Consider the following 12,342-nt stretch of genomic DNA (forward strand, 5'->3'; position numbering starts at 1 on the left):
TCGTTCGCGCTGTGACCGAACTGCTCGACGACGCGCCGCTCAACAAGCTCAGCATTGCTCAGCTGGTGCAGCGCGCGGGCGTCGCGCGTCCCACGTTCTATCAGCACTTTCCCGATCTTCAGTCGGCCGCTCAGCGGGCCGCACTGGTGAGGCTCGACAACGCGTTTGCGTTCGTCGAGGAGCAAGGCAAACTGCTGAACCCGCCGAATGCCTCTTTCATCAGGTCGATGGAGGTGGAAACCGCGCTGATTCTCGAGCATCTGCATGCGCATCAGCCTTTCTATCTGACCGTGTTCAACGACGCGGCAACATCGGCGTTTTTCGATGAACTGGTGACATTCGTTTCCGGCCGTCTCCTTCCGCCCTATGAAGGCGTCCGTACGGAAGCAGAGCAGGATTGCCTGACGGTGCTCGGCGGGGGATTGGTCTGGACGGCGGTGCACTGGCTTCGCCAGGGCGCCACGCGCGAGACCCCGGCGGTCATGGCGAAGCGCATGGCCAAGACGGCGGCGACGATCCTCGATGCGTTCGGGCTGACGGTCGGGTTCGCGCAGGCGGATTCAGAGTAGCGAGAGGGGATGCACGGTAAGCGGGGATCGCAGCGCAGGCACTTGCGGATCGAGTACGGCAGCACGTTCGAGTTGCGCGATGTCGCTCGACGACACGGCCGATTCCGTGGCCAGCAGCAGACGACCTGCATCGCGGTACGTCACCACGCGTGCGTAGGGGCTGAGCGCGAGGGCATCGAGTTCGCCGATTACCTGGAACGCCCGCAGCGCGGACGAGATCCACTCGCGTTCGTCCTCCGACACATCGTCGAACGGCACACCGATCTTGTCCTTCGTGTCGTGATCGCCCAGTGCGCCGCGAATGTGGCGGTTGGCGCCCTCGGCGTCGAGCAGGGTGCGTTCGATGCGTATCCGCGAACGCCGTTACTTCGGGAGCCAGCCTTTCAGGCCTTCCCTCAACATGTTCACGCAATCGGCGCGGGTTTCGCCGGTCTCGACGAAGCTGTAGTCGCTCAACGCTATCCAGATCACGCGTGCGTCCATGCCTTCGCCGTCGAGCGCCAACAGTTGATTTTCCTTCACGATCGGCGTCCAGATCCATGGCTTCATGTCGCACTCCAGTGCCGCCAGCAGCTCGCCGTCGGGACTGTAGAAATGGGGCCGCCCGTCCGCGGTGATCGCCAGCAACTGGCGCCCGTGCAGGAGCTTCGGCGGCTGCTTGTAGGCGTGATGGACGTGTGCGTATTCGCAGGGGATGACCAGCCGGCCGCTCTCGTGCACGACACCCTGCAGGATGCCCGGATTGTCCGGCGAAGGCTCGCCGGGTCGACACCACTCGACCACTGCGAGGCCCAGCTTCCGGTGGAACGCGAACACGTTCTTGTAACGCGTGTCGAACAGCGGTTCGCCGGTCGCTGCATCGACAACGGACACCGTATCGTCCGCATGGAAGAGGCGGACTCGACCGTCGTCATGGAGCATCCCGCCGGTCAGGTCGTCGAACAGCGATTCGCCACCTGGCCAACGCAGCAGCTCGACGATTCCGCTCGTGCCTTCCGGCAGCGGCGCCCGTCGCCCCAGTGCCAGCGTTCGCGTGAGGGGAGACAAATTGACGTAGCCTGCTGAAACCGGCACGACCCACCGGCCATTCAGATCCTTGAGGCCGCCCCGCGCCCCGGCATTCCAGTCACCGTGTTGCCTGATGACGATATAGCCTGCCTCGATGTCGATCCATTCCGCGCCTTCGTCGGGGTGCACCAGCCAGCGGCCATATGGCGTGACGAGCCCGGCCGCGGCGCGTGGCCGATCGGCGTCGGCCGAAGGCGGTTCGCCCGCAGCACGATCGATTCGCCGCACATAGTACGCCTGCACTTCCTCGATCCATGGTTGCCAGTCCCTTGCCGGCTCGTAGCTTTCCCGCAGATCATCCGGCCATTCCGCATACGGCTGCGCCTCGATCGCGTAGATGCGCTCGATCACGTTCGGATTCCACCATCCCCATTGCCCCGTTGCCTCGCTCAGCAACGGTAGAAGGACGGGCGGCAGGTCGCCCGTGCCCGGCTCCGGTGCCGGGCTCCATTCGGCGCAGCGTTGCCGCGTCTGCTGCAGGAACGCGTTCATGTCCGGCGTGCCGATGGCCGCGTCGCAAAACTGGCTGCAATCGAGGATCAGCCATTCGCGCGTCGTCGTCGAGACGGTCGTGTGCATGTGTGCCCATTGCGCCCGGGCATCGGCAGGCAACTGCGGCAGCCGTGGCCGCATGTGTCGATCCAGCGCATGCCAGCGTTCGCGCACCTCGGCCATCGGCGCCATCAGGCTGGCGGGCGATTCGACATCGCCAAACATCGCGCACGGTGCGATCTGCGGCAGATGCGCTGCATCGCCGATGAGGTAGAGGAATAGTTGCGGAATCTGTTCGAACCATTCGGCCCAGCCGTCCATCTGGCCGTTGTCGATATCCCACACGCTGTCGGGCGTGGACGGGTGGTCGTGAGCAAACAGGCAAGCATATCGAAGCATTTTCCCGGAATCTCTCTTGTTTATTTGTGTGTGCAACTTCGGTCGTCCACGATGGGGCGGGTCATATCCGCTCGAAGTTGAATGGCGTTACGTTCGGCAACGCGTCAGCTCGTCGTACATCCACGCCGCAACAGCTAGCGATCATATGCGCATCAGCTTCCGGCCGATCCGGATCGTCAGCTCACCCGCTCAGACGAGGAATATACCGGTGATGCGGAGGCCAGGCCATTCATGCCATGCATGTAGTTCGTCGTCGGCAATACATCCCGCGTTCTCGTCGTCGCTGAACAGGTTTCGGCGCACATAGCGGCCTGCTGCGCTCGCCCTTCATTGACTGCCGCCGCGCGTGCGCGGCGGCACGCACACAATGGTGACGCTCCCGCGTTTTCCGGTTGACGGGGCCGCGCATCAGGCGGCGTGATGCGCAGCGACGCGTGCAGCCATTTCCACAGCCTATACGAACGTATGCGGCCATCTATCCCGACGGGTTGTGCCGCTAGCTGCAGATGCTATGGATGCCGTTGATGTCGCGCCTTATTCTGGTTCCACCGGTACACGAATCGCATCGGTGACGACGCGGGCGACAGGTGATCGAGTCGGCTTCGCGATGCGGCAATGATGCGATTCGCGTGCGTCGCGACGATGCACACGGCCGGAACATGCGTGCCATTCGATACCCGCAACCCAAGGAACCCATCATGAAAATTCGACAAGTCATCCTGAATGGCGGCCTGGCGGCCGTCCTGCTCGCTTGCCTGCAACTGCAGGCAATTGCCGATGAAAGCGCCAATGGTGCAGGCACGGATGCAGCGGTGCCGTCCGCCCAGACGAAAAAGGCCACGCGTGCAGCCAATCGCAGGTTCTCGCGGTCGATTCAGAACACGCTGTCGCGAACGAAGGGGCTGCAAGGGCAAGCGATCACGGTTTTCGCAAATGCCGAGACCGGACAGGTGACGCTGGCCGGTCAGGTGCAGACCGAAGACGAAGACCATCTCGCGGTCGAGTCGGCCAGGAAGATCCGCGGCGTCAAATCGGTGAAAAGCGAGCTGATGCTGCATGAGAAAGGCGGCGCCTGAGCGAGGGCGCGCGCATCGCGGGGCCGAATGACGGTGTGTCGGTGATTCGTGCGCCCGCTTTCACATGATTGATCCGATTGACCGGGAGAAGAGGTGATGGTGATGCTGCATGAAGCGGATATCGTGGCTCGCACGTTGATCAATGTCCTGGATCCTTCGCAGGAACAGCGCAGCGTGTGTTTGCGAGCGCAGCGCACGCGATACAAGGCGCGACGCGTCGGGGTGAGTCAATGGGACGAGGACGATGCGCGTGCGCGCACCGAGCCGCCTGCCAGGATAGCCGTGATGGAACGCCTGTCGTTGTACATGATCAGTGTCTCGTGGAGCGATTCGTGTTCCGGGCGGTATGCCGAGCAAATCTGGTGCAGGAGCCGCGCGCGTGTCCCGTCGATATGCGCGCTGACGGGGCGTGCGATACAACGCGGGGACCCGGTGTTTCGTCCGCGCGGGAGCGAGGCCTGTCTGCCCGCCAACCGGCAGCGGATGATTCTTGCCGCGACCGTTCAGTCGTGCATCGATGCGGCCGACGCTAGGTCGATGGGATCGTGACGACGACAAGCGCGGCACCCGGAACGCGCTCGGCCAGATCGAAGTGAACGAGACGCTCGCGCCACCAGCGAGCGAACCCGGTGGGGGCGCGATATCCGACGACGATCATGTCCACGCAGGTCGTCGATGCATGGGCGGCGACAGCATCGGCCGCGCGTCCGAAGCGGAGATAGCCGCGGGCGGCGATGCCGTCGTCCGTCAGTGTGTCGACCGCCCGTTGAAGATCGCGACGGGCGGATTCTGCCAGATGCTGATGGGCGAGCTCGCTGAGCAGCCCGGCCGACCGTGCGTTGGCGGTGGCATTGTCGACGATGGCGACGACGTCGACCGTGGCCGACAATGCGCGGGAAAGCGACGCACATCGTGCGAGCGCGGCGTTTGCTTCGTTGGTTCCGTCATAGACGAGCAGCATTCTGGACAGCGATGACATCTTCGATACTGGCGGCGAGGGAACAAGATCGCCCGTGGTGGGCACCGGTACAGCCGGTCGGCGTTCGGTCACATGCACGGAAGCGGCGCGACTGCCAACACTGAACACGCGAAGGCGATCGTTTATTCCCATGCGATTCCCCACGCGGGCGATCGTGTTGCGGCCGGGGCGCACCGGCAGGCGCGCGACGTCGCTCGTCGACGTCGGCACTGCACGTCGATGCGATGTCCCGTCTCCATTCGTGATTCGCCGGATCCGTCGAACACCATCCGAATCGCTTTGCGCTCACGGGAGATCCGGGTCACGATGGTGCCGATGGGTATGTCGAGCGTATCGGCTGCCGGCCGATGGCAGAAGCCCGTCGATGCCGACGAGCAGCGACGCAGTGCGTCGGGATTCCTGCAGCAGCTCGACAGCGTCGAAGATTGGGCGGATGGCCAGTCCGGTTTCGGGGGGGAGCCGGAATCGGAGTCCGTCTCCGGCAATGTGTCGCTCAGTTCGAGCACGAGGCCGTTGCGACGATTGCGTTGCCGCAAGTCAATGAGCCATATCGAGCCGGCGAGCATTGCGTCTGCCCGTGCCGGCCCTCCACAACACGTCGGTGCGTCAATGGCCGGAATAGAGTTTCCTGAGTGCGTCGAGCTCGCCGCTCTGGCGCGAGCGAGCGAGCTCCTGACGCACTTCGGCTCGTGTCTTTCCCATCGGCATCGCGAGGGCTGGTGCCCATTCGGTCGTGGCCACGGCATCTTGATTCCCTGTCGTCGAATCGACAGGGGCCGCTGCATGGGCGAAGGCTGCGGTGGCAAAGGCGACGAGCGCGAAGGTGATCCTTGAGGTCTTCATGTCGGAATCCGGAAAGTGGGTCGGTCGAACGGTACGCACGGTATCTGGCGAACGCGGGAGCCGGATGCGTCGGCCGCGTCGCGAATGTCGTCAGAATCCGTCGCACGTGTATTGAGCGCCGCCAAGGTATCCCGCATGTGTCCGCGACGCGGCGTTTTGCAATGTCATGTATCGATGCGGACACGCGATACATCCGGATACGAAAGCCCCGATCGCGACGCGAGTGCGCTTCGGCAGCTCGCATGCATTGGCCGGCGCGCATTGTTGCATTGACGACATCGTGCTGGAATAATCGGCGGGTTCGCGTGTTATCACGGGTACCTGGAAGAAGGGCGCGGCGGCCGGTGAGGTGCAACACCGCACGAGCGAAATCGAGGGCGCCCCGCGGCCCGCGCCGCGACCGCGTGTTCGAACGAACGGATACAACCCGGCATCCCGCGGCACGTGGCACGGGTGCCGCATGCCGTGCTCCACGCCGCCGTGCCGGCGGCGTTCGAGTAGATGACGCCACCGTTTCCTTATTGCATTCGCATGATCGACCTTTCGACACGCCGCTTCATCGAATTGAGCTTCGGCCCGCCACGACTGCACCGTGCAATCGATGACCATGCGCCGCCGGTCCTGGTGGCGGGGCGCGGCGTCGCGGCGCCGTCCGCGGTCGCCGCGCTGCAACGTGAATATGTGTTGCGCTCGGCACTGCACGAACGCTGGTCCGCCGTGCCGCAAGCCATCGTGTCGCATGGCGGCGGCGCCGTGCTCGTCCTGGCCGATCCGGGCGGGATGCCGCTCTCCGTTGAAGTTGTCCCGCAGCCGCGGTTGTCCGCGTTTCTGCGGCGTGCGATTTCGCTCGCGACTGCGTTGGGCGAGATGCATGCGGCCGGCATCGTGCATCGCGCGCTTGCACCGCATCGCTTCCTCGTGGATGACGACGATCGTGCGTTTCTGACGGGCTTCGGCCATGCGATCGGCCCCGATGTGACCGACCCGTTGTGCGACACCGGTCTCGAGTGGGACGACACGGGTTTCGTCTATACGGCGCCCGAACTCGGCACGCGCATGAATCTGCGTGTCGACGCGCGCGCCGATCTTTATTCGCTCGGATGCATTCTCTATGAGCAGTTGACCGGTGTGCCGCCGTTCGATGCCACCGATGCTGCCGGGCTCGTGCACGCGCACGCCACGCATTCGGCGCGTCCCCCTCACGAACTCGTTCCGCATGTACCTGAGCAGATTTCCCGGATCGTCGTGAAGTTGCTGGAAAAGGCGCCGGAGCAGCGTTACGGCACGGCCTCGGGGCTCGTCGCCGACCTGCAGCGATGCGAGCAGTGCCTTCGTCGCGACGGACACATTCCGATGTTCGTGCTCGATGCTCATGCGGCGCTGCAGCGTCTGCAGCAAGCTGATCAAGTGGTGGGCCGCGACCAGGAGATCGATGCGTTGCGCGCGCAGTACCGTGCCGTCGCCGCCGGTGGAGAGATGCGCGTCGCATGGATTTCCGGTTACTCGGGTATCGGCAAGTCGACGCTGCTGCTGGAGGCCGTCGCGCGAATCAGGCACGACGGGGCGCTGCTCGTTGCCACCAGCAAGGGCGAGGAAGGGCGCCGCGGCACGCCGTATGCGATGCTTGCCCAGGCGCTGGAGCCGCTGCTGCAGTTCGTGCTCGGTTGCGCGGACGACGAATTCGACCTGTGGCGCGCGCGAATCGGAACGGCAGTGGCGCCCGTCGGGCGCACGCTCGCGAGATTCCTGCCGGCGCTCTCGGCGGTGCTCGGCCCGCAGGCGGGCCCGCCGGAGCAATCCGAATTGGCGCCGGGGCTGGAGCGAGAGCGCGTGCTGCACGCGATCGCCCGGCTGATCGCGTGTTTCGCGGCACCGGAGCGCCCGCTCGCGCTGCTGCTCGACGATCTGCAATGGACCGATGCGGGCACGATACAGGTGCTGGAGCGGCTGGTGCAGCAACACCACGACACGGCGTTGCTGCTCGTTGGCGCATATCGCGGCAACGAGATCGATGCGCGTCACCCGTTGCGGGCAGGCCCGCTGGCCGACGTTCCCGACGCATTGACGGTGGAACTCGGGCCGTTGAACGAACGGGCGACGACCGAACTGATCGCCCACGCGCTGCATCAGGATACCGATGCGCTTCAACCGCTGTCCGACCTGATCGGAAGGAGGACCGGCCGCAATCCGTTCTTCGTGCATCATCTGCTGCGCCTGCTGGCCGACGAAGGCATGCTCGATTACGATGCGGGCGCCGGCCGGTGGCGCTGGAACATGGCGCGCATCGCCGCGCATCGCGGCGGCGATGACGTCGCGATGATGCTGGCACGGCAGTTCGAACTGCTGCCGGACGCCGCGCAATTCATGTTGCGCCTGCTGGCCTGCATCGGCCAGCGGGCGTCGACGCGCCTGCTGGCCACGGCGGCCGGCCTGAGCGAACCCGATGCGATCGCGGGGCTGCAGGCGGCGCTCGAGGCCGGCAGTCTCCAGCGCGACGGCAACGACTGGACGTTCTGGCACGATCGCATTCGCGAGGCCGCGTATGCGTCGATCCCGGAGGACGAGCGGGCGCCGCTGCATCATGCAATCGCCTGCCGTTTGCTGGCGGCCGGCGATGCCTGCGCCGACGCGTTCGTGCTGGCCGCGCAGGCGAACCTCGGCAGGGCGGTAGTCGAGACGCCCGCGCAGCGCCGCGCGTTCGCGCGAGTGAATCTCGAGGCCGGGCAGCAAGCCCGGGCTGCCACCGCGCATCATTCCGCGCTCGGCTTTTTTCGGGCAGCCGTCGATTTCCTCGGCGAACGGGAGACCAGCGACGACGGGCTCGAGGCGCGCATGCTGTGCGGCGAGGCCGAGTTCATGACCGGTGCGCTCGAAGCCGCCGAAGCGCGCCTGGCCGAGCTGGAGCGGGTCGCGGGCGACGGCACGTTCGGCGCGGATCTCACGCGCCTGCGCGCGGCGTTGTACACGGCGCTGGGCCGCTTCGATCTGGCGCTCGGTGTCGGCCTTGCGTTCCTGAAGCGCGCCGGCATCGATATCCCGCCCCATCCGGACAGCGCGGACGTGCATCGCGAATACCTTCGCCTGCGCGGCTGGCTGGACCGCAACGGGATCGACGCGCTGCGTGACCTGCCGATCATCGCCGATCCGATGCAGCGCGCGATTGTCGACATCTTTGCAGACCTGATCCCGCCGGCACTTTATTCCGATCAGGACCTGGTCGACATGATCCTGCTGCGCGCGGTGAATCTGGCGATCGAGCATGGCCATTCCGATGCTTCGGCCGACGTCTACGTCTGCATGAACCAGATCTTCGGCGCACGTTACGGCGATTACGCCGCGTCGCTGGCATTTGGCGAGCTCGCGCTGCATCTGGTCGACGAGCGCGGGCTCGATCGGTATCGCGGCCGCGTATATATGGCGCACGGTACGATCGTGGTGCCGTGGGTGTTGCCGGCGCGCTCGGCCCGCGGGTATATCTCGCGGGCATTCGAGATCACGGTCGAGTGTTGCGATCATACTTTCGCGCTCTATTGCAAGCGCAACGAGGCGACCGGCATGCTGTTCGCCGGCGAATTTCTCGGCGACGTACGCGACACGGTGGCGCACGGGCTCGCGATCGCGCGCGATGCGAATTTCCAGCTTGTGATCGATGGGCTGCTCGTGCAGCAGATGCTGCTGAGGCGGTTACAGGAAGGCGAGAGCGACGATCGCGACGTGTTGCCGCCGCAGGAGGGCCGGCCGGCGAACCTGGTCGATCTCGCCTACTGGGTCTACAGGCTGCAGGCCGCACTGTTGTTCGGCGATCTTCCGGGCGCGCTCGACGCGCGTCGGCACGCTGAAGCTTGCGAGCATACGGCGCGTTCGTTTGCCGAGCGGGCCGATTTGCCGTTCTACGGCGCGCTCGCACTGCTTGCGCGGCCCGGCCGCGATGCGTCCGAGGAGGCTGCGCTGCAGCGCCATCTCGAGCAGCTCGACGTCTGGGCGCAGGCCTGCCCGGCGAACTTCGCCGCGCGACGCGAGCTGGTGCGCGCGGAGCACGCGCGTGTGAACGGCCGGCCGCTGGACGCGGCGGAAGCCTATGTGCGTGCCGTGACGCACGCGGGCCGGCATGGCTTTACGCAGGTCGAGGCGCTGGCAGCAGAGTGTGCGGCGCACTTCCATGCGGATCGCGACAATATTGCCGCGCACGCATATTTGCGCCATGCGCTGAGCGCATGGCAGCGCTTGGGGGCGCTGGCGAAGGTGCGCCAGTTGCAGGCCGCGCATCCCGATGTATTCGATGCCGGCGCCGGCAATCCCGTCGGGAGCCGGATGCACGCACTCGACGTGAACGCTGTGCTTCGCGTGTCGAACGCGCTGGCGAGCGACATCGTGCCGGCGCGTCTCGTGGAAACGCTGTTGCGCACGACGCTCGAAAGCGCCGGAGCGGAGCATGGCGCGCTCGCGGTGCTGCGCGAGGGCGTCTGGCATGTACCGGCTCGTGCGGACGTGATCGACGGTACGATCGTCGTGACGCAGGAGGCCGTGTCGTTGACGGCGAGCGTGCTGCCTGTCTCCGTCGTGCAGGCGGTTGCCCGAACGCAGGAAGGGGTCGTGATCGACGATGCATCGGAGTCGCCGGTTCATGGTCAGGATGCTTACGTTCGCCGCCGGCGCCCGCGTTCGGTGATGTGCGTACCGCTGATGCGTTATGCGACGCTCGTCGGCGTGCTGTATATGGAAAACAATCTGGCGGCGCGGATGTTTACCGCGGCCAAGGCGGCACTGGTCGAGGTGATCGCGTCGCAGGCCGCTTTCGCGCTCGAGAATGCGCGGCTCTATGAGGAGCTGGTCGAGCAGAACCGTCAGCGCGCGCATGCCGAGGAACAGTTGCGTGCCGCACTGGCCGGCCTCGAGCGCGCCAGCCGGCTGACCGCGATGGGCGAGCTCGTGGCGTCCATCGTCCATGAGATCGGACAGCCGCTTGCCGCCGTCGACACGTCGGCAAGCGCCGCATTGCGCTGGTTGAACCGGGAACCGGCGGATGTCGGCGAGGCGCGGGCGATGCTCGAGCACATCAACCGGAGCGCCGCGCGGGCCAAGAGCATCATCCAGACGCTGCGCGCGAAGGCACGCAAGGCCGCGCCGCAGTTTGCGACGGTCGATCTCGTGGAGGCCGTTCGCGAGGCCGCGGCGCTCGTCGCGCGGCAGCTCGACACGCTGGACGTGGTGCTGGAGCTGCGCAGTCACGATGGCCCCGTCTACGTACACGGCGACCGGATCCAGCTCCAGCAGGTCGTGATCAACCTGTTGACGAACGGTGCCGAATCGATGGCCGAGCTCGAGACGGCGCGTTGTCTTTCGCTGGCGTGCGAAGTGCACGGCGTTGACGGTGTGCGCGTGAGCGTTGAGGATTCGGGCAGCGGTATTGCACCCGACATCGCGGACCGGCTGCTCGAACCGCTTTTCACGACCAAGGAGAACGGGATGGGCATGGGCCTCGCCATCTCGCATTCGATCGTGGACGCTCACGGCGGAACGTTGACGCTGTCGCCGCGCGAGGGTGCCGGTACGCGAGCAACCGTGATGCTGCCGCGTATCGATCCATGACGAGTCGTCCGTCGGCGCGACGCGCAGCGGGCGGACAGGTTCTTCGAGTTGTGTATGAGCCGCTGCGCGGCCACTCCTGAAAATTCATCAGCGAATATCGATGCCGGAAACCAGAATGCCCCACGCGACACCTGATCGGAACAGCCGCGTCGTCTACGTCGTCGACGACGACGAATTTGTCCGTGTCGCGCTGATCAGCCTGCTGCGATCGATCGACCTGGAGGTTCGCGCCTTTGCGTCAACGGAAGAGTTTCTCGCGGCAGCGAAGGGCGCGGGACCATCGTGCCTCATACTGGACGTAAGGCTGCGCGGGCAAAGCGGAATCGCGTTTCAGACGTCGCTGGCGGAGAGCAGCGGTCCGCAGATGCCGATCATCTTCATCACGGCGCACGGCGATATCGCGATGACGGTGAAGGCGATGAAAGCCGGCGCGATGGATTTCCTGACGAAACCGTTCCGCGACCAAGACGTGATTGATGCGGTGATCGCAGCGCTCGAGCGCGATGCGAAACGGCTGCAGGACGATCACTCGCTGCTCGATCTGCGCGCGTGTTGGGAATCGCTCACCCCGCGCGAATCCGAGGTGCTGCAACACGTCGCAATGGGCCTGATGAACAAGCAGGTCGCGGGTAACATGGGCATCGCGGAGATCACGGCCAAGATTCATCGCAGCCAGGCGATGCGAAAAATGAAGTGCCGCTCGGTGGCTGAACTGGTGCGCAAGATGACTGCGCTCGGCATCAACGTGCCGTCGCGCTAGCACCACGCGTTTCCCGGGCCCCTGGGCCGGCCCATGCACCGCACCGGGCGTACCCATACGTAGGTATGATGGCGGCGCTGCGGCGTGACGGTATGCTGGCAACTTGGGTAACAGTGCTCGGGACGGGCCGTTCCGTCCCCTTCGCCATAAGCAGGGATGCCTTTTTCACTCTCAGCCTCCGATCTCGTATCCATTGTCGACGACGATCCCTTCGTACGCGCCGCCGCCGGAAGTTTCGTGCGTTCGCTGGGCGGGGAGGCGCGCGAGTTCGCGTCGGGCCCGGCATTCCTGGCGTCGGACGTGGTGTCGCGCACGGGTTGCCTGATCTGCGACCTCCAGATGCCCGAGATGGATGGCCTCGAAGTGCTGGCCGAGATGGAAGCACGCAGCCTGCACATTCCGACCGTGCTGGTCACGGCGTTCGTCAGCGCCCGCGCGTCCGAGCGAGCGCGGGCCAGCACCGCGCTTTGTCTCCTCGAGAAACCGATCGACGCACAGGAGCTCGAAGGCTGGCTCGCCCGTGCGCTCGGATACGGCTGATTGCCGGTCTGCGCCGCAACGGTGACC

General features: G+C 65.4%; 10 protein-coding genes. 6 read left to right on the plus strand and 4 right to left on the minus strand.

All coding sequences use genetic code 11. The features are described 5' to 3' along the window. The first annotated feature begins 11 nt into the window (after positions 1-11). Complete coding sequence (locus C5O79_RS32875; protein WP_236862408.1) at positions 12-569, plus strand: TetR/AcrR family transcriptional regulator; 558 nt, start codon at positions 12-14, stop codon at positions 567-569. Here C5O79_RS32875 and C5O79_RS32880 read toward each other — a convergent pair. After that, a complete protein-coding gene (locus tag C5O79_RS32880) occupies positions 561-827 on the minus strand; it encodes a hypothetical protein (protein ID WP_122478823.1) in 267 nt (88 codons plus the stop codon). The genes C5O79_RS32875 and C5O79_RS32880 overlap by 9 nt on opposite strands. 105 nt (positions 828-932) lie before the next feature. Continuing rightward, complete coding sequence (locus C5O79_RS32885; protein ID WP_131932095.1) at positions 933-2,528, minus strand: hypothetical protein; 1,596 nt, start codon at positions 2,526-2,528, stop codon at positions 933-935. Positions 2,529-3,226: 698 nt separating this feature from the next. On the opposite strand from C5O79_RS32885, the gene C5O79_RS32890 reads away from it, so the two are divergent. Together C5O79_RS32890 and C5O79_RS32895 are read left to right on the plus strand one after the other, a co-directional pair. Then, positions 3,227-3,604: a BON domain-containing protein gene (locus C5O79_RS32890; RefSeq protein ID WP_046546635.1), complete on the plus strand. Its 378-nt coding sequence runs from the start codon at positions 3,227-3,229 to the stop codon at positions 3,602-3,604. Positions 3,605-3,700: 96 nt separating this feature from the next. Further along, positions 3,701-4,153, plus strand: a complete 453-nt coding sequence (locus tag C5O79_RS32895; protein ID WP_122478827.1) for a DUF3331 domain-containing protein — start codon at positions 3,701-3,703, stop codon at positions 4,151-4,153. Here the strand turns inward: C5O79_RS32895 and C5O79_RS32900 are convergent. Both C5O79_RS32900 and C5O79_RS32905 read right to left on the minus strand, forming a co-directional pair. Beyond that, positions 4,134-4,565 (minus strand): universal stress protein, encoded by a 432-nt coding sequence (locus C5O79_RS32900; RefSeq protein ID WP_122478829.1) that lies wholly within the window; start codon positions 4,563-4,565, stop codon positions 4,134-4,136. The genes C5O79_RS32895 and C5O79_RS32900 overlap by 20 nt on opposite strands. A 624-nt stretch (positions 4,566-5,189) precedes the next feature. Next, on the minus strand, positions 5,190-5,426 hold the full coding sequence (locus C5O79_RS32905) for a DUF4148 domain-containing protein (protein ID WP_046546639.1): 237 nt from the start codon (positions 5,424-5,426) through the stop codon (positions 5,190-5,192). 531 nt (positions 5,427-5,957) lie between these two features. Here C5O79_RS32905 and C5O79_RS32910 point away from each other — a divergent pair. The 3 genes from C5O79_RS32910 to C5O79_RS32920 all read left to right on the plus strand — a co-directional run bounded on the left by C5O79_RS32910 (position 5,958) and on the right by C5O79_RS32920 (position 12,315). Then, on the plus strand, positions 5,958-11,015 hold the full coding sequence (locus tag C5O79_RS32910; protein ID WP_122478831.1) for a trifunctional serine/threonine-protein kinase/ATP-binding protein/sensor histidine kinase: 5,058 nt from the start codon (positions 5,958-5,960) through the stop codon (positions 11,013-11,015). A gap of 115 nt (positions 11,016-11,130) precedes the next feature. Continuing rightward, positions 11,131-11,775: a response regulator gene (locus C5O79_RS32915; RefSeq protein WP_046546641.1), complete on the plus strand. Its 645-nt coding sequence runs from the start codon at positions 11,131-11,133 to the stop codon at positions 11,773-11,775. Positions 11,776-11,931: 156 nt separating this feature from the next. Further along, positions 11,932-12,315: a response regulator gene (locus C5O79_RS32920; RefSeq protein ID WP_046546642.1), complete on the plus strand. Its 384-nt coding sequence runs from the start codon at positions 11,932-11,934 to the stop codon at positions 12,313-12,315. Positions 12,316-12,342 lie beyond the last annotated feature (27 nt).

The sequence above is a fragment of the Burkholderia sp. SRS-25 genome (assembly GCF_004343765.1).
Taxonomy (GTDB): domain Bacteria; phylum Pseudomonadota; class Gammaproteobacteria; order Burkholderiales; family Burkholderiaceae; genus Burkholderia; species Burkholderia contaminans.

Excerpts from the sequence above, each read along its gene's own strand:
- C5O79_RS32905 (WP_046546639.1), bottom strand. The coding sequence starts at position 5,426 with ATGAAGACCTCAAGGATCACCTTCGCGCTCGTCGCCTTTGCCACCGCA.
- C5O79_RS32910 (WP_122478831.1), top strand. The coding sequence starts at position 5,958 with ATGATCGACCTTTCGACACGCCGCTTCATCGAATTGAGCTTCGGCCCG.
- C5O79_RS32895 (WP_122478827.1), top strand. The coding sequence starts at position 3,701 with ATGGTGATGCTGCATGAAGCGGATATCGTGGCTCGCACGTTGATCAAT.
- C5O79_RS32885 (WP_131932095.1), bottom strand. The coding sequence starts at position 2,528 with ATGCTTCGATATGCTTGCCTGTTTGCTCACGACCACCCGTCCACGCCC.
- C5O79_RS32920 (WP_046546642.1), top strand. The coding sequence starts at position 11,932 with ATGCCTTTTTCACTCTCAGCCTCCGATCTCGTATCCATTGTCGACGAC.
- C5O79_RS32915 (WP_046546641.1), top strand. The coding sequence starts at position 11,131 with ATGCCCCACGCGACACCTGATCGGAACAGCCGCGTCGTCTACGTCGTC.
- C5O79_RS32900 (WP_122478829.1), bottom strand. The coding sequence starts at position 4,565 with ATGCTGCTCGTCTATGACGGAACCAACGAAGCAAACGCCGCGCTCGCA.
- C5O79_RS32890 (WP_046546635.1), top strand. The coding sequence starts at position 3,227 with ATGAAAATTCGACAAGTCATCCTGAATGGCGGCCTGGCGGCCGTCCTG.